General features: G+C 51.8%; 21 protein-coding genes. 15 read left to right on the forward strand and 6 right to left on the reverse strand.

Features of this window, described 5'->3' with window-relative positions; genetic code table 11:
* Positions 1–5: 5 nt before the first annotated feature.
* The 6 genes from glcF (at position 6) to GGR95_RS00105 (ending at position 6296) form a co-directional block, all read left to right on the forward strand.
* Positions 6–1370, forward strand: a complete 1365-nt coding sequence (gene glcF / locus GGR95_RS00080; protein ID WP_184561550.1) for a glycolate oxidase subunit GlcF — start codon at positions 6–8, stop codon at positions 1368–1370.
* A 69-nt stretch (positions 1371–1439) separates the two neighbouring features.
* Positions 1440–2252, forward strand: a complete 813-nt coding sequence (locus GGR95_RS00085) for a trypsin-like serine peptidase (RefSeq protein ID WP_343042013.1) — start codon at positions 1440–1442, stop codon at positions 2250–2252.
* The gene (locus tag GGR95_RS00090) at positions 2239–3039 is read left to right on the forward strand and encodes a trypsin-like serine peptidase (protein ID WP_184561552.1); all 801 of its coding nucleotides are present in this window, start codon (positions 2239–2241) and stop codon (positions 3037–3039) included. Before GGR95_RS00085 ends, GGR95_RS00090 begins: the two co-directional genes overlap by 14 nt.
* A 127-nt stretch (positions 3040–3166) precedes the next feature.
* A complete protein-coding gene (locus GGR95_RS00095) occupies positions 3167–3637 on the forward strand; it encodes an Hsp20 family protein (RefSeq protein WP_184561554.1) in 471 nt (156 codons plus the stop codon).
* Between the two features lie 140 nt (positions 3638–3777).
* Positions 3778–4524 carry a lysozyme family protein gene (locus GGR95_RS00100; protein WP_246423243.1) on the forward strand — a complete coding sequence of 249 codons (747 nt, stop codon included), beginning with the start codon at positions 3778–3780 and terminating at the stop codon, positions 4522–4524.
* Between the two features lie 239 nt (positions 4525–4763).
* On the forward strand, positions 4764–6296 hold the full coding sequence (locus tag GGR95_RS00105) for a tyrosine-type recombinase/integrase (protein WP_184561555.1): 1533 nt from the start codon (positions 4764–4766) through the stop codon (positions 6294–6296).
* Between the two features lie 349 nt (positions 6297–6645).
* Here the strand turns inward: GGR95_RS00105 and GGR95_RS00110 are convergent, their stop codons facing one another.
* From GGR95_RS00110 to GGR95_RS00120, 3 genes are all read right to left on the reverse strand, one after another.
* Entirely contained in the window at positions 6646–10446 is a 3801-nt protein-coding gene (locus GGR95_RS00110; protein ID WP_184561556.1) for an SIR2 family protein, read from the reverse strand.
* Positions 10443–12422 carry a P-loop NTPase fold protein gene (locus tag GGR95_RS00115; RefSeq protein WP_184561557.1) on the reverse strand — a complete coding sequence of 660 codons (1980 nt, stop codon included), beginning with the start codon at positions 12420–12422 and terminating at the stop codon, positions 10443–10445. Before GGR95_RS00115 ends, GGR95_RS00110 begins: the two co-directional genes overlap by 4 nt.
* A gap of 172 nt (positions 12423–12594) precedes the next feature.
* Positions 12595–12978, reverse strand: a complete 384-nt coding sequence (locus tag GGR95_RS00120; protein WP_184561558.1) for a hypothetical protein — start codon at positions 12976–12978, stop codon at positions 12595–12597.
* Positions 12979–13194: 216 nt separating this feature from the next.
* On the opposite strand from GGR95_RS00120, the gene GGR95_RS00125 reads away from it, so the two are divergent.
* Positions 13195–13764 carry a recombinase family protein gene (locus GGR95_RS00125; protein ID WP_246423244.1) on the forward strand — a complete coding sequence of 190 codons (570 nt, stop codon included), beginning with the start codon at positions 13195–13197 and terminating at the stop codon, positions 13762–13764.
* A gap of 54 nt (positions 13765–13818) precedes the next feature.
* On the opposite strand, the gene GGR95_RS00130 is transcribed toward GGR95_RS00125, so the two are convergent.
* Both GGR95_RS00130 and GGR95_RS00135 read right to left on the reverse strand, forming a co-directional pair.
* A complete protein-coding gene (locus GGR95_RS00130) occupies positions 13819–14223 on the reverse strand; it encodes a hypothetical protein (protein WP_184561559.1) in 405 nt (134 codons plus the stop codon).
* A 216-nt stretch (positions 14224–14439) separates the two neighbouring features.
* A complete protein-coding gene (locus tag GGR95_RS00135; RefSeq protein WP_184561560.1) occupies positions 14440–14628 on the reverse strand; it encodes a hypothetical protein in 189 nt (62 codons plus the stop codon).
* Positions 14629–15033: 405 nt separating this feature from the next.
* Between GGR95_RS00135 and GGR95_RS00140 the strand changes: the two genes are divergently transcribed.
* A complete protein-coding gene (locus tag GGR95_RS00140) occupies positions 15034–16164 on the forward strand; it encodes a recombinase family protein (RefSeq protein WP_184561561.1) in 1131 nt (376 codons plus the stop codon).
* A gap of 148 nt (positions 16165–16312) precedes the next feature.
* Here GGR95_RS00140 and GGR95_RS00145 read toward each other — a convergent pair whose 3' ends face one another.
* Positions 16313–16633, reverse strand: a complete 321-nt coding sequence (locus tag GGR95_RS00145; protein WP_184561563.1) for a hypothetical protein — start codon at positions 16631–16633, stop codon at positions 16313–16315.
* A gap of 462 nt (positions 16634–17095) precedes the next feature.
* On the opposite strand from GGR95_RS00145, the gene GGR95_RS00150 reads away from it, so the two are divergent.
* The 7 genes from GGR95_RS00150 to GGR95_RS00180 all read left to right on the forward strand — a co-directional run bounded on the left by GGR95_RS00150 (position 17096) and on the right by GGR95_RS00180 (position 25553).
* Positions 17096–17491, forward strand: coding sequence for a helix-turn-helix domain-containing protein (locus GGR95_RS00150; protein WP_184561564.1), 396 nt, complete (start codon positions 17096–17098; stop codon positions 17489–17491).
* 4 nt (positions 17492–17495) lie between these two features.
* Complete coding sequence (locus GGR95_RS00155) at positions 17496–19004, forward strand: type I restriction-modification system subunit M (RefSeq protein WP_184561565.1); 1509 nt, start codon at positions 17496–17498, stop codon at positions 19002–19004.
* Positions 18994–20223, forward strand: a complete 1230-nt coding sequence (locus tag GGR95_RS00160; RefSeq protein ID WP_184561566.1) for a restriction endonuclease subunit S — start codon at positions 18994–18996, stop codon at positions 20221–20223. The genes GGR95_RS00155 and GGR95_RS00160 overlap by 11 nt, the downstream gene beginning before the upstream one ends.
* Complete coding sequence (locus tag GGR95_RS00165) at positions 20213–20914, forward strand: DUF3800 domain-containing protein (RefSeq protein ID WP_184561567.1); 702 nt, start codon at positions 20213–20215, stop codon at positions 20912–20914. Before GGR95_RS00160 ends, GGR95_RS00165 begins: the two co-directional genes overlap by 11 nt.
* Positions 20914–21378 carry a hypothetical protein gene (locus GGR95_RS00170; protein WP_184561568.1) on the forward strand — a complete coding sequence of 155 codons (465 nt, stop codon included), beginning with the start codon at positions 20914–20916 and terminating at the stop codon, positions 21376–21378. The genes GGR95_RS00165 and GGR95_RS00170 overlap by 1 nt, the downstream gene beginning before the upstream one ends.
* Before the next feature lie 171 nt (positions 21379–21549).
* Positions 21550–24828 (forward strand): type I restriction endonuclease subunit R, encoded by a 3279-nt coding sequence (locus tag GGR95_RS00175; RefSeq protein WP_184561569.1) that lies wholly within the window; start codon positions 21550–21552, stop codon positions 24826–24828.
* Positions 24825–25553, forward strand: coding sequence for a YgjP-like metallopeptidase domain-containing protein (locus GGR95_RS00180; protein WP_184561570.1), 729 nt, complete (start codon positions 24825–24827; stop codon positions 25551–25553). Before GGR95_RS00175 ends, GGR95_RS00180 begins: the two co-directional genes overlap by 4 nt.
* The last annotated feature ends 115 nt before the right edge of the window (positions 25554–25668 follow it).

Here is a 25668-nt window from a genome sequence, read left to right on the forward strand (position 1 = left end):
ACAAGATGCAGACCACCTTTACGCCAGAGCAGCTTGCCGATCCGGCGACGGCGCGCTCCAATGAAATTCTGCGGGCCTGTGTGCATTGCGGGTTTTGCACTGCCACGTGTCCCACCTATCAGGTGCTGGGCGATGAGTTGGATAGCCCGCGTGGACGGATTTATCTGATCAAAGACATGCTTGAGAACGAGCGGCAACCAGACGCCAAGACAGTCAAGCATATTGACCGGTGCCTGAGCTGTCTTGCCTGTATGACAACCTGCCCGTCGGGGGTGCATTACATGCATCTGGTGGACCACGCCCGCGATTATATTGAGCAACGATACAAACGGCCCTTCACGGATCGCGCGTTGCGCTGGGTTTTGGCGCGTATTCTGCCTTATCCGATGCGCTTTCGTGTGGCGCTGTTGGGGGCGAAAATCGGACGGCCTTTTGCGCGGTTTATGCCCGATGCGCGTTTGCGTGCGATGTTGGAAATGGCGCCGAAGCATATCCCTCCTGTCAGCCGTAACGACGATCCGCAAACCTTTGCGGCGGCCACTCCGCGTAAAATGCGGGTGGCGCTTATGACGGGGTGTGCCCAAAAGGCGCTGAACACGGATATCAATGATGCAACGATCCGTTTGCTCACGCGGCTGGGGGCAGAAGTTGTGGTGGCGGAAGGGGCGGGGTGTTGTGGCGCGCTGACCCATCACATGGGTAAAACAAGTGAAAGCCACGCCACTGCTGCGAAAAACATCCGTGCTTGGGCCCGCGAAATGGACCAAGGCGGGTTGGACGCGATTGTAATCAACACCTCTGGCTGCGGTACCACGGTAAAGGATTATGGCCATATGTTCCGCAATGATCCGCTGGCGGCCGATGCGGCGCGGGTTGCGGGAATTGCACGGGATGTGTCCGAAGTTGTGATGGAGCTGACTGCTGATGCGCAGGGGGCTGCATGGCAGGCTGACCCTGAATGGGGCGTAAACAGTGCATCTGAAGGGATGGTCGTTGCCTACCACGCTGCGTGTTCTTTGCAGCATGGGCAACAGATCAAAACCCATCCTAAAACGTTGTTAAAAAAGGCAGGTTTTATCGTGGTTGAGCCCGCAGATGCGCACCTGTGTTGTGGGTCTGCCGGAACGTATAATCTGATGCAGCCAGAGATTTCTGCGCAGCTGAAAGAGCGTAAGATCAAAACGTTAGAGGCGAAAAATCCTGATGTGATCGCAGCTGGGAATATCGGTTGTATGATGCAGATTGGCTCTGCGTCTGCGGTGCCGATTGTCCATAGTGTAGAGTTATTGGATTGGGCTTGGGGTGGGCCGAAGCCGCCTGCGCTATGCGGTGATTTGGTCGAGAAAGATAATATTCCACGGTTAAGATGAGGTTTTTGCCCTAATTTTGCCTCAAGTTGACTGTATGTCCTAGATTAACAAATTTGTGGGGGTTTCTTCGTGCGGCGATGGGGTGCTTTAGCCATTATTGGGTTGTTGCTTACCTCGGGGGCGATTGCCGAAGACGCGACTCTTAAGCGGCTTGATAACGGTGATGATGCGAAGGCGTGGGAAGCTGTCGGTCGGTTGGATATCGACGGCAAAGGCTTTTGCACGGGTGCTCTTATCGCGCCCAAGCTGGTTCTGACCGCAGCGCACTGCATGTTTGACAGCAAGACGAGGCAACAGATTGTAAATGGTCGTGTTCAGTTTTTAGCCGGGTGGCGCAATGGCCGCGCTGATGCTTACCGCAATGTTGTCCGTATGGTTGTGCACCCTGACTTTGATTTTGACGAAGCTGTTTCGTCGCGCCGCGTGCGCAATGATCTTGCGCTGTTGGAGTTGGATCAACCCATTCGAAATCCATCAATAAAGCCGTTCAGAACGGCCCCCCGCCCCCGAGAGGGAGATAAAGTGGGGGTGGTGAGTTACGCGCTTGACCGCTCGGAAGCGCCGTCTTTGGAGGACGTTTGCGAGGTTCTGGGACGTCAGGATGGGGTTTTGGTTACATCATGTACTGTTGATTTCGGATCAAGCGGCGCACCCATTTTTGTCGTTAATGACGGTGAGGTGCAGATCGTCTCAGTCGTTTCGGCCAAAGCAGAAGTCGAGGGCGAAAAAGTTTCTCTTGGTACTGCTTTGGGGCAACCTTTGGCTGAATTGAAGGCTGAGTTGGTTGCGGGTCGCGCCCGCTATTTGGGCGAGAAACCTAAAGACCGCCGTCTACGTGTTGGTGAGCGTAGCGAAACAGGGGGCAAATTTGTTTCTCCGTAGCGCATTGATCATCGCGATGCTGGCGGCACTGCCTGCTTGGGCAGAAACTGCGCTGATCGGGTTGAACCGTGTTGAGCAGGCGTCTCCTTGGAAGGCCGTGGGCCGTTTGGATTCCAGTGCAGGGTATTGTACGGGCACGTTGATTGCGCCGGACCTCGTGCTGAGCGCAGCACATTGTACGTTCGATAAGCAAGGTACGCGTTTGCCTGCCAGTGACCTGACGTTTCGGGCCGGATTTCGCAATGGCCGTGTCGAAGCGGAACGTAAAGTGGTGCAGATCGTACGGCCCGAAGCATATGATTATAAAGGCGAGAACTGGGTTACAAAGGTGGCCAATGATGCGGTATTATTGCGTTTGTCCACCCCTATCGCAACGCATGTCATTTCACCCTTTTTGGTTGAGCCGCGACCGTTGAACAGCGGTGAAGTCAGTGTTGTTTCCTATGGCCGTGGGCGGGATAACCTGCCCTCTTTACAGCGCACCTGCACGGTTTTGCAAAATTACCGTGGCATGATGTTGATGGATTGTAACACGACATTCGGCTCGTCCGGTGCGCCTGTTTTCCGCCGTGATGGCATTAAAATCAGGATCGCATCGGTTGTTTCGGGCTCTGTCAGTGTTGATGGGACGCGCCGCACAACGGGAGTGGCTTTGCCAGAGCTTGTTAAGACTCTTAAAGCTAAAATGATTGCGGAAGGGGCACCGCCCCCCGCGGGGATCAAGCGTATCGAAGCGGGAACCCGAAGTGTGGGCGGCGCCAAGTTCATCCGTTCTGGTGGGTCTTGAAACCCTAAAAACAATCCCCACATCGGTAGGGTCAGGACGCCTATGAAGGGTCCCGATTTAACCAAGCGAGGGTCTGTCCAATGTTGGAAGGCCCCAATGATAATCGCTCTTTGATGAGGATGAACACATGCGTAACTTTGATTTTGCACCCCTTTACCGTTCCACAGTTGGTTTTGACCAGATCGCCAACCTGATGGATCGCGCGTTGACCACCGAGCCGGCCCAAAACAGCTATCCGCCTTATAATATTGAGAAGCTCGAGGACGACGCTTATCGTATTTCGATTGCGGTCGCGGGATTTGCCGATGCTGATCTAAGCGTAGAAGTTCGCGAACGGGCGTTGATTGTTTCGGCGCGCAAGGCCGACGACGACGCGGATAAGACCTATTTGCATCGCGGTATCGCCACCCGCGCCTTTGAGCGGAGATTTCAACTGGCTGATCATGTGGTTGTGACAGGAGCCGCTCATGCGGACGGCATGCTGCACATTGAGCTGGAACGCCAGATGCCAGACGCGCTGAAGCCGCGCCAGATCCAGATCGCATCAGGTGCGCCTGCGATTGGCAAAGACGTCGTGGATGCCGCTGCGGTGAACTAACCCAGCGCGCAGCGACAGACGAAGGCCCGGTGTTCCCCCCACCGGGCCTTTTTGCGTTTTATCGCATAAAAGGGGCGGGCCTCATAAAATATAAACTTGTCACTGCCATCTTCGCGAGGATCACAACGCAGGAGATATAGATGCAGATCGGATCATGGCTGGGCGGGGCGCTTTGCGGGATTTTTACGGCGACAACTTTATACGCAGGGGCGGTATCGTTGCTGGAGATCGGGAGTAAATCGCGGGGTGGTCTGAGCGATATGCAACGCGGTGCATTGTATTCTACGGTCCCCAATGCCCCTATGGTTATGACGGCAACGCTGGCTCCGGCCAGCTTGTTTGCGGGGCGCGAAAAGGGCAGCCTGTTTGCGATGGTTGAACGGGAAGGGCGCAGTACACCCTTGTCCGGGCGTGCTGTAACCTTGGTTCGTGATATCATCCAGCAGGCGGAATCAAGTCGTGCAGGCTATGACGCTGTGCAACATGGCGCCAAGATCAAACCGCCGCAGCTACCAACGAAAATGACTGTGGCGGAGATTTATAGATGGATTGAGGCGACGCCCGGCCAACCCCATGCCATTGGACGGTATCAGTTTATTCCCGTTACTTTACGCCGTGTGGTCCGTGAGGCGAATGTGTCACTCGATCAGCGGTTTACGCCTGCTTTGCAGGATCGTCTGGCCGATGTTCTACTGGCGGAGGCGGGGTATCATGAGGTGAAAAACGGGGCGCTAAGCAGGCGTGCGTTTATGAACAACCTTGCGAAAATTTGGGCGGGTTTGCCGAATGACACGGGGAAATCACATTACCATGGCTATGCTGGGAACAAAGCAAGCATAAGTTGGGCGCGGTTTGATGCGCAGATGGCGCAGGTGTTCCCGAAATAAGAAGTGCCGCCGATGGGGTATCGGCGGCACGGGTGTTTTTAGGAAGATGGGTTACACTGCCATGCAGATGTATTTCATATTTTCATGCCGCCTCCGAGGGGGAAGGCCATGAAATCAAATTATCTTTAAGTTATTGATAGTTAATAGAGAAATATTAAATGCCATGTCGCACTGCTACTTGGGTTCTCTTGTTTTGTTCCAATAGTGAGGGTAAATTGTCCCAATAAGGGGTCTGATTGATGACGCAGTTTACGCCACGAAGCGGCAAAGCAAACTATATAAAGTCGCGTGGTAAGCACTTTTACTATCGTCGCGCTATACCAGAGGCGTTTCGTTGGATGTTCGACGGTAAGACAGAATGGAACATCAAGTTGGAATCAGCCACAGAGGCTGGCCGTAGGGTTGAAGCAGGCGCATTGGCGCACCAGCACAACAAGGCAATGACATATAATGTGGTTGAACCCACTTACATTCCCGAGACCGATGATCTGGCTATGCGGATTGATTGGTCAACTATTTTCAAGCATCCGCTGAAGTTCCGTCGCGATGGCAAGGTTATCGAGACTCTCAAGATCGCGATTTCTGACGATCCAGAATACCTTAGGCAGGCTGAAAAAGATGGCTTCTTTGCAATGTCACGAGATGAAGCATTCAATCAAGTTGATCTGGCACAACTCAATCAAGCGATACCTAAAGCCGAAGGTGTCGAGTTGGAGTTGAACGAACTGAAGGCTGCTAATTTCCGACGTAAAATCGATGAGGTCGCACCAGCAGGAAGTGATACTCTGCGAACAATTCTTCCAAAGATGCATCAGCAAAACCAACCGCGCCAACCAACCAAAGAGGGCCACTATCGGACTATTGAGGAGTTCATAGGGCTGCACGGTGACCTGCCTCTGGTTAAGATATCCAAGCAGCATTTGTCAGAATACGTGGCACATCTCACAAAGGTCAGGGTCAGAAACATGCCCTTGGCCCCAACGACAGTGAAGCAGCGGCTCGATAGGCTGGTTGCGATTTTGCAGTTCGCGACGATGGTAGAGGCAGTTCCATATAATGTTGGCAAGACAGTCAAAGCTCCCAAGGATACTCGCCCCCTTGGTGACCAGACCTACAAGCCGTTCACGAAGCTTGAGGTGCGTAAGTTAATTGATGTGGCGACGGATATTTGGGCCCGCCGCAGATATCAGACGCACAGAACCCAGATGTCGCGCATGACGGATTCGATCACTGCGTTGCACTTACTTGTTTGGACGGGGGCAAGGCCCGAAGAGATATGCCAACTTCGGCTTGATGATGTGGATTTGGACCGTATGGGCATTATGATCACTAACGAGACTGATGAGATTGAGGCATCTGATCGGAAGCTAAAAAATGAAGAATCCGTACGCGGCGTTCCGATTCACAATGCCTTACTTCCAAGATTGTCCGAACACATGGAGCAAGTGCTCCAAGTCAGCAATTCAGGATTGTTGTTCCCATCGTTCGAACCAATGACGGAAAAGGGCCGCTACGCGACCCCTATTGGGGCTGATTGGAGCAAACATTTCCGCGCTCAAATAACGGCTGATCCGCAGAAAGTGCTCTACAGTTTGCGGCATAGTTGGGCAGGGGAATCTGTTAGGGTTGGGATGTCGGAGACAATGCGCAATGCGATCATGGGTCATAAGTCCGACTCGAAATCATCTTCTGCCAAACGCTATAGGTTTCACTTTGAAGACTTGGACAACCAGTTGGAGTGGGTCAATAAAATGGATTGTATCAGCGGGTAAGTCCACTGTCTGAATACGGAGATATATATCCCCAGCTAGTTCGTTGAGAGGGTGGTGGTGTAGTGGGCGCCGGAGAGTGATTGCCTTTAGCTGAATGCGCTAAGAAGCAGATATTTGAATGGGTTCAAAACCCAGCATCAACGAAGTTTCACAACTTGGCCGATGCGGTGGGCGACCCTGGAATCGAATTTTCCACGCTCTGAGTGTGGCCAAATTTTCCAATATTTTAAGGGTCGAGTCGGGTTGTCTTACGTAGCTTCTTTTAAATTTGTATCGAGAATGGATGTCATTGTATCGAATTTACGGCCTTGCCCAATGAACCTTGACACTGAAAAATTCCTATTTCCTCTCAAGATTGATCAACCAAATCAACGAGTCTCAGGTATCGGTGGTCGCTTCTCAATGCAGGTTTAGCTTCCAGCACTAGCTCTAGAATTTTCGGCAGTTCGTAGGGCGACCGGGTCAGAACCTTTGGAGTTACGGCATCAAGAAAATCAAGTGCCTCTTCAGGGAACTGTGCTGTGATTGGTTCATCTTCGCCTACCTCACGAGTAAATCGGTAGAACGGATGACGGTCAGTTTCGACTGGTACCAGGAACCGCTTCACTGCTTTGTACACTGAAGGAAAACTTGTCCCAGTGTCATCAAGCATACTAATCCACGACTCAACAGATGACGAGGTGCGGTAGATGCGTTCTCTTGGCCAGACTTCATTTAAGAAAGGTGCCACTAACCCCTCCCAGCCTTCGTCATTCTCTTGGCCAACTCTTCCCAACCACCAGATGAACTGGTTGCGTGAGCTATCAGACATATCGCGAAGCGCATGACGCATTTGCTGTTTGCTTATGCCGTCGTCCTCATCACGTTTGAACAGGTACAAGAAACCCAACCATTGGGCGACGACCTTGGCTAAATCGCGATCCCATGCTTGGTTCTCAACCCATGGCACGGCTTGCAACAGCAATGGTTTGACTAAGACTGCAAGAGGTGACCACGGAACCCGACCGCTGGACAAGAACCCGTTCCAAGCGGGTTCAGCGGCGGGATGACCAAAAGCCAACATTGGAACGAGGCGGTGTTCGACCCACTCTGGATCAACGTACATCAGCCAGTTCAGCTTGCTGAAGGTGATCGAAACAACATGGTCGGAACCTTCACCTGGCGACGCAAACAGGCGTTCAATGCGGCTCTTGATGAAGTCGGGAATCAGCGAGTTTTGTTCTTGCTTTTCACCAGGCACGGCATGGAACAAAGCCTCCGCACACATTCCCAAAGGCCCATTAATTGCGTGTTGGTATGTGCGACGTGATTGGGGGATGACTTCACCGCCACGACTTATTTCTCCGATCCCGCTTTCGGTGGCGTTGTTGCCACCATCGACAACGCCATCCACGACATTATCAAACACGGCCCAAATAAGCTCGTCATCGAACTCGATCAGCTTTGTGATGTTCTGTTCCAGCCACCGACAGATAGTGTGTCTCAATTCCACGATCACCGCATGAGGAAAGCGGCTAAGGCGGTGCAGAAACACCCTTCGGAGCCTCGAAGAAATATCATCAGGAAGCTCATTGATCATGGCTGACCAGAACACCTGTGGGTAGTCTTTCGCTCTGGCCGCAACCGACAACGCAGACAGAGCTTTGCGCGGGTTGGCTTTCACCAGTCCAGTGAATGGACGTTTCTCTGTGAAGCTGCCAAAGTCCCGTTGCATGTCCTCTTTTGCACGGGGAATGATTTCATCGACGGCGAGATCAACCACTGAATCGGGAGTTTCATCCGTTCCAACCCATCCAACATGGGAACCGTTTTCGGTGACTGTGGAGGTCGCCCATCCGTCGCTCCAGTTTTCGATGCTGTTGATGATAGTAGCAAGACGTTCACTTTGATCGGCTGCAAGCTCACATCCCTGCAATTCCAAGTAACGTGCATATCTTGCGATAAACTCGTCACGCCTGCTTGGATACACATCGTCAGACCAGTAGCTTTCTTGGTCTGGTCCGTTGAGAAGCCGTTCACCCAGTTGGTGACGAAGCGGTTCTGGAAATGCCAACCACCTGTCAACCAGAAGAAAGATCAGTTCCCGCGCTACGTCGGTATCCCAGAAAGTAGCTTGGTTTAGGGCAAGGACACGCTCACCGACCTCTTCAGGTGCGAACAAGTCTTCCTTTGACAGAGCGTATAGGACCAGTTTCTTGAAGAAGAATTGATCTTCAATTGGCCACGTCAGGAAGTGTCCGAGTGCCACGTCGGGTGTCACCTGAATCAGTCGTTCAAAAAGCTCAACGAAGAACTTCATCGCGTCGGCGGCTTCGTTATGCCGATCTTCGCCATCTACCTCACGATCAGGGTAACAGGTTGGCGTGACAAAATAGGTCGTACCAATATCTGACAGCATTCCTGAAGCGGCCTTCATCGCCTCTTGTAGTAGGGCAAACACCTGAGGAAGCACATCGTCAGGTATGGTCAGATCATCTTTGTGACGCTCAAGGAACTTCACTTCGAATTGGCCCAGATGACCAAGTTCTATGTCTGGCCAGTCCAATGTAGGAGGTCGTGCACCTGCTATGCTGTAGGGTGGTTTGATATCCAACTTGGGTGCAGCAATCCGACCAAACTCACGCAGGACACTTGGAGACCACCCTTCATTCGCGACCCGTCTCTTCAGGTCAAACCAATCGCCATCCCATTCGCGGTTCCGAGGGTCTTTGTGATGATCGATAATCAAGCTCCAGATGTGCCGAGCTTTGTCATCTAGTTCCTTGTTCTGATCCAGCCGCCATTCGATGTGGTTCAGCAAACGCGGATGCAAACCATTCTGCTTGATAGCCCACCAAGCAATAACAGGGCTGGATAGATGGTCTCCGATCCATCGTAGCAGATGCCATAGACGTGGTGGGACATTGGTGTGGCCGTCTGGTGTTCTGCCACCAAGTCGATGTGCATCAGTTACGTTTTCATCGCCATTTCGCCACGACAAAAGATCATCGTTGAAGGTTCCACGGCGATAGTCTTCATCAGTTAGGTTCTGAAGGTCATCGTCCAATCCATATGCCACATTCGGCTCAAAGACTTCGGCATTATCACCAAACCCGCTGACCCGCTTCGCCGAGCGAATGAAGCCGCTGAGTACACATACCCACTCTGGGTGTGTTGGGTGTTCAGCATCAGCCAAAAGCTTTGCTCCAGGTACGGAGCGCACCACATGCGCAACTTGACCGCGCTGGTATGGCAAGAGTGACTTTGGGTCCTGCTCTGCTGTCGCAATTACCGCCTTTCGCCAGTCTCTAGGATCATCTGCACGATCTGCCCATGCCTCCATAGTCTGCCAAAGGTCAGGATGATCGGCGTAAGCAATTGCCGTAACGCCGCGATCACGCCACTTCGCTTCGATATCTTCAGGTGTACCTTTGTCAAAAGCGTAGATTCGTGTGCGATCAACTTGACCGTCATGGTTCAGACCTTGGAGCAGATATTTGATCGGCGGGTCTTCAGCTTGATAGCCGACCAGTACCACGGTGTAATGTTCCAGCAGGTTACGTATGAAACTCGTAGCCCAAGCTTCAGACAGGTATGCGCGTCCAAAATCCGCACTGCTTAGGACGTACGGGTGATGGTCAGCGTCAGCGTTCGCAAGCCGACCATGAAGGTAGGTGATACCTTCAACCGAACGTCCAAATGCCAGATCAGGAAAGGCGGGAGGCGCAAAGGTTGGCAGTTCACCATCCATTTCGAACAGCAGGTCAAAGTTCGTGGTGACGATCTGTGGTACGCCGTTCGGACTGGTTGAGATGCGTTTGACCAAGTTGTGGTGATGGCCAACTTGACCGCTTCCTGCCGAAGCCTGAAGGCGCTCAGTAACAAGAGCATTTACCTCATCGCGCCCATACTCCAAGTGAAGCAGGTTGAAGATTTGGTCCAGCGGCATGTTTGTGCCAGCCTGATCATCAATCCACGGTTGAAACGCCCGCATGATTTCGGAACCCTCAGGCGGATCAAAGAAGTCGATCACATGCTCCGCAAGGCCGATGAAGCTCGGCATGCCAGACGGCAATGAAACACCAGCGCCACAAAGGAAGACGACTCGGCCAGCATCACTGCGTTCCAGCAGAACATCAGGGATGATTGGACCGTTTTCGTGGAATCTCATTGTTGACCGATCCGCTTTCGCGTCATCCAACTAAGGTCAGATGAATTACCATTTGAGAACTCTTCAAACTGCCGTAGCTCCCACCTTTCAATGATTGCTGAATCGATATGCTCTATAAGGTTGTAAATTTGCACATTTCGCGGCTTGCTTTCTGTCATTGCAATCCGACGCATGAGTTCAGCTTGAATTTCTCTCCACCATGGACCTTCAACATCCAAGAGGGCGGGCCGATATTGGTATCGGTCTTCTATGCTCCCTACGACAAGTCGTTCGTCGTGACGTGACAGGCTGAACCAGGCATCGACAAAGGTAGCTACGTCAATGGTCGCCAATATCGGCACATCCAAATAACGCTGCTCAGGTGCGTGGTTGATTACGGTGAGGTTTCCAAAGAAGCGTAACCAATCCTCAGTAAGGAATTTCAAGAGTTGTTTGCCTGCATCCCCGCTCAGCCAAGTTTGGTGCCACACATCCATTTTCTTGACCAGATGTTCCAAGACCTCCTTAAATTCTGCATCCTCACGCCTCATGAAACCAAGGCCGTCATATGCATCTAAGTGGCGGCCAAACCTTTCACTGACACCTCGACAACGCTCATCCGTTAGCTGGGCGATAAACTTTTCATCAATGTAAGTCTTCATCGCTGCAATTGTATCTGGAACTGTTTGATCAATCAGTTCGTGATCCGCCAGCATAAGGGATACACCAACGACATGAAGCAACTCTCCAACTTCGACGTAGCTGCCGTCTTTCAGTTGCGATTGCATGTCTTCGACATCGGACCAGAATTCGTGCTCTGAACCATCCGAAAAATCCCAGCTATAGAGGTACCACAACCTCTTCCAGGACGGCCAAGAGGCGACGCCAGCCACCTCGTCTGACTGGGCTAGTTCGGCATTCAATCTCACGGCATCAACAACCCCAGAGGTGAGGATCGAAATCCACTGCTGGACAGTTATGACTGCCCTTATGCCGTTGTGTTGCTCATATTTCTTAAAGACACGCTGTTTGGGGGTAGGTTCCTTGTCTTTGTCGAGTGAGAACTCATAGACATGACGAACCTCGTCTTTGCCTGCGTCATACTTGCCCAACAAATCTTGGGGTGTCAGAGTTGAGGTTTCATCCGAAAGGTCGAGCTTGAACTCGATGAAGAAGATGAAGAATTGAATTATAAGGTTTTGAACTAGCTTGTCATTCTGACAGTAGTCCTCATTCATTTTCTCAAGAATTGAAGCTAACTGCCAAACAAACTGCCGTAAGGCTCTAAGGTTGTGAAACCCCGACTTACCGTAAAGATCAAGGATATCATCTTGGAACTTCAATAAAAGTTCACGGGCTTCGGGCTGCCCGATCTCGGTAATGAACGATGCCAATGCGCTGTCGGGATCGCTTTCAAGCAAGAAGGAATGTCCAACCACCTTTTCTTTGAAGGCCGTGAAATGATCATCGTCCAAGTTGTCAGTATTCGCGCAAAGAATTACACGTGTATCACCATGCTCCACGAAGCGGTTCACCACGCCCAATAGTTCTGACATTGGTATTTTGCAGCGTTCTAAGTCATCAAGGACCAATAAGGCCCCATCCATGTTTTTGGCTGACTGTTCCAGTTGTGAAGTGGCGGCATCAACAACCTTATTGAGATTTGCAGTCCCACCCAGGATACCACCTGTACCAAGCGTAAGTGCCCCACTGAAGACTGACCCTGCAAGCCCCATACCTTTGTGCAGCGCCTTGGTGGCCGTGCTGGCACTGGCATAGAAGAGACTGGTTTCAAGAGATTGGATATCAGCAATACCAAAGACTGAAATATATATTGGTTTGCGATCCGTAAATGAACCATCTTCCAGAAGCTTCGTTACGAAATGTGTCTTTCCGCAGCCCCAAAGACCTTCGATCAATACTGCAAAGTGAGGCTTTGACTTAGTGTTTGCCCAGTCCTTGAGAAATTTCTCCACCTCAACCCTATCAATGCCCATCTCAAACTACTCGCCATTAAATTGAATGATTGCTGTATGACAGGTGCGGATAACCACGTCGACAATTGTTCTCTACCAAGTGTTGAAAAGTCGATTCGTCGCTCCGCAAATCAACATTTTCAACAAAGGACTATTGTGCCGATGTGCAGGTGTATTATCGAAATCGCCAGCCTTATAGGTCTGGCACGGATGCGACCCATCCACGAACAAAGACATCGCCATCTGCATCAATTTCACAGATTGCGTCCAGCCGTCCGCCTGGACCAATCTCCACGTGCGTTAGAAATGCAGTAGCTTCATCGTCAGTTGGAATGCGGCAGATGGACCATGTATCTTGGTACCAAGAAGGAACATTGTTGGCTGGGTACCCGAGGTAGGTTCTACTTGCTTTCTCATTGTCAATTCCCCTCATTACCGCCCGTAAGCCGTTGGAGTAGGACAAAAGGAAATCACCAGTCTGTTGTTCTGGTGCAGTGTGGAACCCCGCACGATAGTAGTCATAACCAACATATCCCAAGCCGCCGATAACGACTAAACCGAGTATCTTTTTCAACATGAATTTGATCTCAACAAACTTCTGTCATTTATTGTCTGTGTTTTTTGTTCGTTGATCAACAAGTCGCGGTGCAAAAGATCAGTCTTCTCACAAACGGTCGTTGGCGATGCTCGAAACCCGGCCAAGATGAAACACCTGACATCCAATGTTTATGCTTCTCGTAACCCCTGCTCGAAATTTACCCTCGATCCCTTTATGATCTGATGAGTTTCAAGAATGACAGGGGATGCGATGCTGATTGGATACGCGAGAGTTTCAACGACTACCCAAAATCTTGATGGCCAGATCGATCAACTGGCACGAGCGGGGTGCGAACGCATTTTTCAGGAAGTCGCATCTGGGGCAAAAGCGGATCGCTCCACGTTGAAGGAAACCCTCGAATTCTGCCGCACAGGCGATACCTTCGTTTGCCTTAGCCTTAGCCGTGTGGCGAGATCGGTATCCCACTTGATCAAGATCGTGACTGATTTTGAAAAGCGGGGCGTAGGTTTCAAGTCGCTGACTGAGGCTATCGATACCACAACACCGACAGGTAAGATGTTGTTCACGGTGATGGCAGCCTGTGCGCAACTGGAGCGTGATACACTCATTGAGCGGACCAATATCGGACTTGCAGCAGCGCGGAGTCGAGGTCGCGTTGGTGGTCGTCCACGCAAAATGACGGATCAGCAGATTAGTGGCGCTAAGGCGATGTTCAAGGTCGGAACGCCTGCCATCGACATTGCGGCTGCGTTTGGAATCTCGGTACCAACGCTATACCGAACGCTGCCAGCCAGTCAGCGATAGGCTGCTAATTCCGACCAGTTCGGCCATGTTACCACCGAGGTGCCAGTATTGCAGTCAGCAGTTCCGTCGAGATGCAACTGGAAGCTCTTCACCAAAATACATGCTCAGAAATTTCACCATGTTGAACGGTTTTGGATTTGGTCGACGCAGCCCTGTATCGTCGAACAATGCCTTTTCAGCGTGTTGGTATACCTCAATGTGTTGCTTGAGCCTATTGGCCACACCAGGGCTACCAGTGTAGATTTCGTAAGCCGCGACCAGATATGGTTCCAACAGTTCTTCAAACTTATCGTCTGCCAGTTTGTCGATCTGCTGTTCGTATACCACTTCCATATCCAACGCAGGCAAGCCTGCATTGAGGCGGACGTTGTTGCGGTTTGAGAGTTGGTTCTTGATAAGTTGAATTTCTGCTCTGGTCGGTTCGATGTCTTTCTGCGTTGGATGGCGATTTGTCGGCATTGTGTGCTCCCTGTAAATGATGGCTCTGTCGTATTTATGAATCCAACAGTTCATCAAATAGCCGTTTCATTTTATCCCGTGGAGCAGTGCTACAATATTTGAGCAATTTCGTTTGCAGCCAATGGTGAAGGAGGGAGATGCTCTGGGTTGAAATCACCTCATAAATTTTGAATCCAGTAATGCTGGACTTCTCCAGACGACGCTAGGACAGCACCGTCACTTTGGGATAGAACCAACTTCCGCTAGAAAGTCGTCTGATGCATCGGCTTCAAATAGTTCGTGCCAATAAGCAGAGATGCAGTCCTCCAAGATCGCGCCAAGTTCTCGGCGTTCCTCAGCCTTAATATCAGCCAGCATATCAATGGCATCCTCGTCTAGGTTTCGAACGGAAAATCGTTTCAGCATAAGGCTTCCTCCTGCTGGTATTTAGGGTTTGGTGACCCAAAGCGGTATCGAGTCTGACACTGGGAACCTCCCCAGAACACCCAACCTCGAATGGTCAGACCCGTGTCTGCCTAAATACAATCGTCTCGACGGGAGATCAGGGATGCCAAAGGTCGCTGATCTACACTTCAGCGGAAATCTCACTACCTTCCATTAGAAGCGTTAAAAACGGAAAGGCCAAACGCATGGTAAGACTCAAAATATCAGAATTTGTGACAACATCGCAATCATCCAAACCACCTATGTTTTCAAAGGACCACCCCCGGAAACGGTGAACGTCGTATCACAGGAGCGAGTCCGATTGCGGTCGATCCCATGATTTAAAAGCAAGTGCAGGCTAGAAAAGGTTTTACATATAATAATCCAATGAATTCAAAGATCATTAAAAGCAAAATCGTCGATGGTCAGATCATCCTTTACCGAAGGGTAAGCACCAAGAACCAACCCGAAAATGGATACCCATATCAGCTAAAACGCATCAAATTAAAGTATTCAAAGTTTATTGTCGCCAGAGCAGCAATTGAAAACGTTACTGAAGATATCTCTGGTTGTGCGGATGCTGAAATTCGAATGGCATCCGGATTGGGTAAATGCCTGAGATGTTTGAAACGTAATCCACATGCCATTCTGCTGGTATCGAGTGCTGATCGTATAGCGCGACGTGCTGACATCTTTGTGCTGATTCAAAAGCAAGGCTTGGGGCAGCGTATCTACGATGTTTCAACCGGCCTGTGTTTAGATGATATCGTTCGCGCTGGTGGCCATCACGTCATTGAGAAACAGACAGAAAGTGATCGAACATCACGCCAGTTAGGTCTGAAAAGATACCACGCGACTGGAGGTGTCATGGGGTCGATAGACATTGGTATGCGGTCACGTGATGCATCTCAAAAAAAGAAGCGTTTGGCCGATGATAGAGAAGCAGCGGTTCTATCCGTGGTATCTCGGCTGACCTCTCGGGGCAGGGGTCAACGACTGTCTCTGGGCAAAATCTGTGACGAGTTGGATCACCGTGAAATTCGTACCGGCCAAGGACGTTTCTTCACACCACAACGTTTGAGCCAATTTGGTAAAGGAAGGCCACATAGGTGGCGACATGCATTAGATAGCTACGCTCGTCCAAGGCGTCGTATACGTCAGATCATAACAGCAACGCAAATTGAAATACGTCACAGGCGTGTTCGCCAGACCACCATGAGGAGGCTGTTAAAGAGAACGCCAGTTCGTCATATCCAAACCAGCAGAGGCTTCGATACATGGACTTGCATAGGCCACTTCCCCCACGGGCAGGCCCGTTATACCAGTAAATGTGATTGCCGGGATGGGTGTCGTGGTCCACCCGTCAGGTATGATCACTACTTTTCGTCCCGATGTGATACCTTTTCCCCGCCTCTACGTTCGGCCATCAACTGCAATGTCCGTTTGAACACTTTTGAACATCCATCGGACGAATTCCGATCTATCGTCGTATCGCATAGCGCTGGCAAAGACGTTTAAACAGCACCCGCTTCTCCATAGATGCCACACTCATATCATTGCTCATCACCGGGACCACACGGTGTGGCACAGCGCGTCGATCGACCCATTTGGGCTGAAGGCTGGGAACAGTCCAACTGACCACCTATTTGCTCCTATGATAGCGGGTCTAATCCGCAAGTTCTGGCAACTTAACCCAAAGCCCGTCTTTCCCATCGACACCAGCCCAATCCAGTTTCTGGTCTTGGAGGAAGTCGCGAACATGATCGTCCAATTCGCCGTTCTGGAACTGACAGGTGTCGCCCATGCGCGTGTACATGATACCAAAAATCTCCTCATTGGTTTGACCGTCAGACATTCCCTCGCATGTTTCTGCCAGTTCCATCAAATCGTCCAAGATGACGTTTGGGTCAGTGTATTTGGGGTCGCTGTCAGCGACAGCCGTTGTAGCAATCAAAATCGATGCGATTGAAAATGCGGTTCTAATCATCAAAGGTTCCTTTTGGGATTGTTGCTGGGATGTCGGCAGTTGTCTCAAGTCGCGCTGGGCAATCGGCATTCTTACTATCAATCTGCTCCACTCTGGCACTGATAGCTGCCACCGCTCTACAGGGCCGGGCACAGAACAAACCGAAGATATCATTGGGCGTTACCTGACCCTGAGTTTCGCCGTGAATGCGTTTCATTAAGTCGCGGCGTGGTATGACGGAGCCATCGGATATTCTACTGATGGTCGCTACTGTAGTGCCCGCTAGTGCAGCGAACCGTGACATCGAAATATTGTTCTGTTTGAGAAATTCATTGAGCCTCATCTGACTTACATTTTACGGTTTATGTAAGTGATTCGCTAGACCTGAAATTTTCAAGAGGGGTTCCATAGCGTTACATTTTTTGTAAAAGGGAAGTATCAACCAATGAGATTGAGCAATTGGCAATCTATCAGACCCTTCGTATGGCACGTGAGCAGGCAGGGCTTTCGCTTGAGAAGGCGGCGGAGTGTATTGGCATCAGTGGTGCCAGCTTCTCGCGAATGGAGAATGGCCTCAGCAAGGTTTCCACTGACCGGTTGGAAATGCTTGCCAGTCTGTATCAGGTATCTGCGTCCGCCCTTATCGAGGGCAGTATAATTACCATGCCCTCCACTGTTGATCTTGATAGGATGCGGGCAGTCGTCGAGGCCGTTCAGAAAGGGATATACCAGCCCCGTGTGAGGCCCTCACCGGAGAAGGTGGGTATCGCCGTGGCAGAGGTCTACCGCATGGAGATCGAGCGGATTGTGAACGATCCCAAGGCAGAATTTGATCCAAGCAGATATAACGGCCTCATCGAGGCCATGTTCCGAAAGTGAATGTATGACTCCCGTCACCCAATCCGAAATCAACAATGCGGCATGGTCGGCGTGTGACACCTTCCGTGGTGTGGTCGATCCATCGATCTACAAAGACTACGTTCTCACCATGCTCTTCCTGAAATACATCTCTGATGTTTGGAAAGACCATCTTGCCACGTATCAGGCGGAACACCCTGACAGCCCCGAACTGGTCGCTGCGATGATGCAGCAGGAGTCGTTCGTGCTACCACCTGATGCCAGCTTCCAGACGTTGCACAAACGTCGCCATGAGGCTGGTAACGGTGAACGCATCGACAAGGCCCTCCATGCCATCCAAGAGGCCAACGGCAACAAGCTGGATCAGGTGTTCCAAGACATCCACTTTAACAGCACCAAGCTGGGCGATGAGGAACAGAAGAATGACCTGCTGCGCCACCTGCTCGAAGACTTCGCCAAGCCCGCGCTTGATCTGCGTCCATCCCGTGTGGGGCAGTTGGACATCATCGGTGGGGCTTATGAGTATCTGATCAAACACTTCGCGGCGACAGCGGGCAAAACGGCTGGCGAGTTCTATACACCACCCGAAGTGTCCGACCTGATGGCGCGTCTGGCCGATCCTCAAGAAGGGGATGACATCTGTGATCCAACCTGCGGGTCCGCGTCGCTGCTGATGAAATGCGGGCGTCAGATACGCAACAAGACGGGGACCAAACGTTACGCTCTCTACGGGCAGGAATCCATCGGGTCCACATGGGCGTTGGCCAAGATGAACCTGTTCCTGCACGGCGAAGAAAACCACGAAGTCCTCTGGGGTGATACCATCCGCAACCCGAAGCTCCGGGTGAAGGAAGATGCGCTGCGGCACTTCGATGTGGTCGTCGCCAACCCGCCGTTCTCTCTGGACAAATGGGGGACTGCGACCGCAGAGGCTGATACATTCGGACGCTTCCGTCGTGGTATCCCGCCCAAGACCAAGGGCGACTATGCGTTCATCCTGCACATGATCGAGACGCTGAAACCCAAGACGGGCCGTGCCGTGGTCGTCGTTCCCCATGGTGTTCTGTTCCGTGGATCGACCGAGGGGAAAATCCGTCAGAAGCTGATTGAGGAGAACCTGCTGGATGCGGTGATCGGCCTGCCCGAAAAACTGTTCTTTGGGACTGGCATCCCTGCCGCGCTGTTGGTGTTCCGCAAACACAAGGCGGACGACTCGGTGCTGTTCATCGATGCCAGCCGAGAGTTTGCATCAGGCAGCAACCAGAACGCGCTGGAACCGTCCAACATCGACAAGATCATGCAGACATTCACGGATCGCGCATCGGTGGAGAAGTACGCCTATCGTGCAACGCAGGCCGAGATCGCTGAGAACGACTTCAACCTGAACATACCACGATATGTGGACACGTTTGAAGAGGAAGACGAGATTGATCTGATGGCGGTGCGGGCCGAACGGGTAAAGTTGAAAGACGATCTAGCCGAATTAGAAACCCGCATGGCAGGGTATTTGCAGGAGCTTGGTTATGGTTCCTGAGGGGTGGAGCAAAGCCAGTCTTGGGGATGTGGTGAACTACAAAAAAGGGTTCGCCTTCGATTCATCCGACTACTCTGAAAATGGTGTGCGGGTCATTCGCATTTCCGATACAACACGAGACGGTTTGCACTCAAACAATCCGAAGTATGTTGCTGAAGACAGGGCGGATGGCTTTAGTGATTGGCAATTATTTGGTGGGGACATCATTGTAAGCACTGTGGGGTCCCGACCACATCTTCTGGACTCAATGGTTGGCAAGGCAGTTCGTATACCAGCGAACTTCAAAGGCAGTCTTTTGAACCAGAACTTAGTGAAACTGGCCCCAAAAAAAGATCGAGTCATATCTGAAATTTTGTATCCTCACCTAAAGGACAATCGGTTCATCACCTTCATTTCGGGTCTGGTGCGAGGCAATGCCAATCAAGTCTCGATAACCCTCAAAGAGCTATTCACGTTCCCTATACTTCTCCCCCCACTCCCCGAACAACAAAAGATCGCGGATATCCTCTCGACGTGGGATCAGGCCATTGAAAAGACCGAGGCCCTGCTGAGCAACGCCCGCACCCAAAAACGCGCCCTCATGCAGCAACTCCTCACAGGAAAACGCCGCTTTTCCGCGTTTGAGGGCCAGCCATGGAGGGAGGTTCGGTTGGGGGATGTGGTATCACTGTCGAAAAGTCGCCTTGATCCTCGGAGAGACCACAACACACGGCGATGCATCGAAATGGAACATATCGAAGCCGAAACAGGCCGATTGTTAGGTTCCACGTCCAGCGATAAACAAGCCAGTATCAAAGCCGTGTTCGGCCTGGGTGATGTTCTCTTCGGCAAACTGCGCCCCTACTTGCGGAAGTTCCATGCTCCAGATTTCGAAGGAGTCTGCTCGACCGAAATCTGGGTCTTGCAACCGAAAGCCGACACACTGTTGTCATCCTACCTACATGGGTTGGTGCAATCAGCCGGCCTCATGACAGAAGCTGAAAAATCTGCGGGTTCAAAGATGCCGAGAGCAGATTGGAAAATTGTTTCGGACTATCGTTTCATGTTGCCCAGCCTGGCGGAGCAAGAAGCTATATCCAAAGTCATTGACGATATGGGCGACGAAATTGACGTTCTGCATACCAGCATCACCAAACTCCGCACCGAGAAGAAGGCTCTGATGCAGCAGCTTCTCACTGGTAAACGTCGGGTCATGGTGGAGGATCACCATGCAGTTTGAAGTCTATTGCGACGAAGCACATCCTGACCTGTTCACGTCAGCCAACCCTCAGGCGCAATACCTGATGATTGGTAGCTTATGGCTGCCCGCTGACTTGCGCGACGAGATTAAGGCCAAGATCAAAGCACTGCGTGAAAAGCATGGTGCTTGGGGTGAGATCAAATGGACAAAGGTGTCACCATCCAAGCTTAATTTCTATCTGGACCTCATCGACCTATTCGTCGGGTACGGAACGATGTTGCGGTTCCGTTGTATTGCGGTCGATCAGCAATCGGTGAACATGCAACTGCATGGCGGTGACCATGAGCTTGGGTTTTATAAATTCTACTATCAGGTGCTGCACCACTGGATTTATGACTTCAACACATACCGCATCTTCTGCGACCAAAAGTCCAATCGCGAACCACATCGGTTTGCGGAATTGCGAAAGGTTTTGGATAACGCAAACCTGTCGGCAAACGTCGAATGCGTACAGGCTTTGCCATCCAAAGAGGTGACGCTAATCCAACTGACTGATCTACTGCTGGGTGCTGCCAGTAGCAGGATGAACAAGACGTTGGGTGAAGGCACTGCCAAGGAAACGGTAGTGAAAGCGTTGGAGCAGCGTCTTTCAATTCCATCGCTTCGCCCGACGTATCAAAGCGAACCCAAGTTCAACATCTTCAAGATCAACCTTGGGGGTGGCTGGTAGTGGCGTTGCCTCCTTTTCTAGAATTGGCTGATGAGGCCGCGTACCAGCAGCACTTCACGAATACCTATGTTCGTGCAGATGTTCGAACGCACCATGGGATTCGAGTTCACTTCAAAGCTTCCCATTTTGGCCACGCATTTTTTGAATCGACCCAGCGCAACGGGGTGAAGGATCAATTCTCTCAGGATCGGTCGCAACGAATGGATTGGATACTTCACACACTTCGCGACCCAGAAGCTGATTGGTATCAGGGTTGGATCAGGGCAAAAAAAATCTATGACACCACTCGGTCAGTTGCAGTTGCATGTGGTGATTTTGTGGTGGTGTTGAAGTTTCGCGCACGGAAAGATGGCCAAGTCGTTGCCGATTTCGTGACGTGCTACTTCGCAGACAACAGTATCGGCAAAATTCGTCAGTCCCCACTATGGGACTTGGAAGACTGCAAAAATGCGTTGGGAGTGTAGTGTGGTCGCTGATTTGCTACGCTGGCTCAGCGACCGAAACCTCGATTGGTTCAAAGCCGATAGGCAGCGAACTCATGCGTTGTATATGGAAGTTCTCTCCATTTTGTCAATGCGAAGTTCGCAACCTAAGTCAACAGGGCTGGCTTTCACTTATTCTCGTCAGGCATCATCATGACACAGACCCACACCCCCGATACCCGTGAAGAGGCCGCATCAAAGCTACCCGCTTTGCACGTCCTGATGGTCATGGGCTGGACTTACTTACCACCTGCTGAAGCCTTGGCCATGCGTGGGTCTGAACGGTCGGTCGTGTTGGAGCCCGTGTTGCGGGAGTGGTTGGCCGCGCATCGGTTCGATTTCAAAGGGCAGCAACATCCGTTGTCGGATGGTGGTATGAATCAGGTGATCAAGGCGATCACTACCACCAAGCTGAACGAAGGTCTGATCGCGGCGAATGAAGCGATCTACAAGCAGTTGACGCTTGGCATCACGGTTGACGAGTTTGTGGGGGGCGACAAGACATCCGTTACCGTCCCGTTGGTTGATTGGTCTAACGTCGATGCGAACCTGTTTCACGTCACTGAAGAACTCAGCGTGGAGCGCCCCGCTGGGATGGGACGGTATCGGCCCGATGTTGTGTGCTACGTGAACGGCCTGCCGCTGGTGGTAATCGAAGCGAAGCGACCCACGTCGTCTTCAATAGAGAAATCCATGGTTGCCGAAGGTATCAGCCAGCACAATCGAAACCAAAAGGTGCAGGGCATCCAGACCCTCTATGCTTATTCCCAGTTGCTGCTTTCGATCTCAGGCACCGATGCCAAGTACGGCACGACCGAGACACCGAAAAAGTTTTGGGGGGCGTGGAAAGAGGAAGAGATTTCTGAGACCCAGATGCAGGATGTGAAATCCACACCGCTGAGCGAGGATCAGAAGGCTCTGCTGTTTGCCGACAAACCGCGCTGGGCTAGGAATGACTTTGAGCGCCTGCACAGCGGCCTTGTGCTGCCCACTGAGCAGGATCGCATGATCATCAGCCTGCTTAGGCCCGACAGGCTGCTCGACTTCACCAGGCGTTTCATTTTCTACGACCGTGGCACCAAGAAGATCGTAGCGCGATACCAGCAATTCGGAGGCGTCAAAGCGATCTTGTCACAGGTGGCCAAGCAAAAGCCCGATGGCAGTCGCGAGGGCGGCGTGATCTGGCACACCACGGGGTCAGGCAAGTCGAACTTGATGGTATTGCTGACCAAAGCACTGTTGCTCGATCCCGAGCTTGCCAGCAGCCGCATCATCATCGTCACCGACCGCGTTGACCTTGAGAAGCAACTAGCTGCGACGTTCCTGACAGGCGGTGCATTCGGATCGGTCGTTGCGACCAAGAAGGACGGTGAGAAGGCCAAAGTGCAGTCGGGTCGTGATCTGGCAAAGCAGATCGGATCGGGGAACGGTCGGATCATCTTCACGCTGCTACAAAAGTTCAATTCAGCCACCAAACTGCCCGAGTGCAAGAATACATCAGACAAGTTGATCGTGTTGGTCGATGAGGGCCACCGTAGCCAAGGTGGTGAAAATCATGAACGGATGCGGCAGGCTTTGCCGAACGCAGCGTTCATCGCCTTCACTGGCACACCGTTGCTGAAAGAGGACAAGACCCGTAACAAGTTCGGTCCTATCCTTCATGCTTATACCATGCAGGATGCCGTTGAAGACGGTGCGGTCACGCCATTGGTTTATGAAGAACGCAAACCCATCGTTGATATAAACGAACGCGCTGTGGACGCATGGTTTGACCAGCGCACAATGGGGCTGTCGGACCAGCAATTGTCAGACTTGAAGCAGAAGTATGCCACACGCGGGCAGGTCTATAAGGCGGAGGCCCGCATCGAAATGATTGCATGGGATATCGCAGCACATTTCAAAGAAAACTTCATCGAACGCAGCCCTGGCCTGAAGGCGCAGCTTGCGACTGACAGCAAACTGTCGGCCATCCGTTACAAGAAGGCGTTGGATGATACTGGTATGGTCACCAGTGCCGTTGTGATATCGGCACCCGATACCCGTGAAGGCCATGATGACACCGATGAGGCCAAGACACCGGAAGTGCAGACATGGTGGAACCAGACGGTCGGCAATGACCCTGATGCGTATGAGAACGATGTCATCGCGGGCTTTGCCACAGATGGTGCGCCAGACATCCTGATCGTCGTGGACAAGCTGCTGACGGGCTTTGATGAGCCGCGCAACGCTGTCCTCTACATCGACAAGCACCTCAAAAGCCATAACCTGCTGCAAGCCATCGCACGGGTGAACCGCCTGCATGAGGCCAAACAGTTCGGCTATCTGATCGACTACCGTGGTATATTGGCCGAACTGGACACATCCATTCAGGATTACCAAGACCTCGCGGCACAGACCCAGAACGGGTATGAGGTTGATGATCTGGTTGGCACGTTCTCCAACGTCTCAACAGAATACAAACGCCTGCCAAGCCTGCATGATGCCCTGTGGGCGATCTTCGGGTCCGTTCAAAACAAAGGGGACCGTGAGCAGCTTCGCCGCGTGTTGGTGCCAAGAGTCACAGAGGATGAGGCAGGCCACAGCTTCGATCAGGCTCAGAAGGTGCGTGAAGACTTCTACGACGCGCTTACGGCATTTGGCATGTGCCTGAAGGTGGCCCTGTCATCCCGCACCTTCTTTGAAGACGGTGCTTTTGATGAGAGGACAATCCAACGTTACAAGCGCGACCTGCGGTTCTTCACTGAACTTCGAGTGCAAGCCAAGCGCGATGCGGGTGAGACCGTTGATTTTTCGGAATACGAAGATCAAATCAGACGGATGGTAGACAAACAGGTCATCGGCCAAGAGATCATTGATCCCGAGGGCTTCATTCGCGTTGACACGCTTGGACAAGATGATGGCCCCGATGATTGGACGGACGAGAAGACCCGAACCGAAGCCGATGTCATCAAAACCCGACTACGCAAAACCATCGAGCAAGACCTGATCGATGATCCCTATGCGCAACGTGTGTTTTCAGAACTGCTGAAAGAAGCGATCCAAGCCGCCGAAGCGATGTTCGATCATCCTGGTAAGCAATACACTATGTTCAAAGACCTTGAAGAACAGGTTGCTGAGCGCAACACGCCAGGTGTCCCAGATCGTTTCAATGATCAGCCACGTGCTAAAGCCTACTACGGGCTGCTGCTTGATCATTTGGACGGAACGAGTCCAACCGAGGACAAACTCGTCGAGGAAGCACTGTATATCGAGTCTGTGGTAATAGATGCGGTGCAGTCCCATTCGATTAGTCCAGGAAACCTAGAGGCCGCGATCAGGAAGAGCCTGCTGGTGCGGTATTTCAACCTGCTTGGCGGCACCGATGCGGCATACGCGCTGATTGATCAGGTTCTCGCCGTTGTCCGTGCTGGATCAGTGAGAGACTCTCAGTGACCCAGTTTGTGCTGGTATATGGGGATGACCGTATCTCGTATCAGGTGGCATATGACGACGCCCGCACATCCCGTGTAGCAATCCACGTGAATCCTGATGGCTCTGTGTCTGTCGATGCTCCCAAAGGCTTCGATGACAGCACCATCAAAAGCGCCGTTCAGAAACGTGCCAAGTGGGTGGCCAACCATGTCAAAGATGCCCGAGAACGCTATGCCCATGTCAGGCCCAAGGAATATGTGTCTGGTGAACAAGTCCTGTATCTGGGGCGTCGCTATATGCTCAAGGTCATCCCCGTCACGGGCAAGCCAACAGCGGTCCGCCTCATAGGCAACCGACTGGAAGTCCAATCCGCGACTGGGACACCTGACGACATGAGGGGGCGTGTTCGGGCGTGGTATCGTGTCAAAGGCCGTGACTATCTTGCCCGACGGATCGACAGCTTGTCCCGGTCGCTGCCGTGGGTCACTTCCCCACCGCCGTTTCGCTTGCTTGAAATGTCGAGCCAGTGGGGAAGTTGTTCACCAACTGGCGAAGTCATCCTAAATCCGCATCTGATCAAAGCACCCCGTGCGTGTATCGACTACGTGCTGGTTCATGAGCTTGCTCACCTCAAGCACCACGATCACAGCACGGAATTCTGGAGGTTGATCGATGCCCACGCTGGCGACTGGCGCAAGGCCAAGCATCATCTGGATGGATTGGTCGAGCTTCTCATAAACGAATAATGCAAAATGATATGATAAGCCATCAGCACCTATGCTGGTCTAGTCCGGTGTCCTTCTATAGGAGAAATGTCCCAATAGTGAGTAGGTTTTGTTCCAATAAGGGTGTCTGAAATTT

Origin of the sequence: Sulfitobacter undariae (assembly GCF_014196805.1) — a bacterium.
Lineage (GTDB): Bacteria > Pseudomonadota > Alphaproteobacteria > Rhodobacterales > Rhodobacteraceae > Sulfitobacter > Sulfitobacter undariae.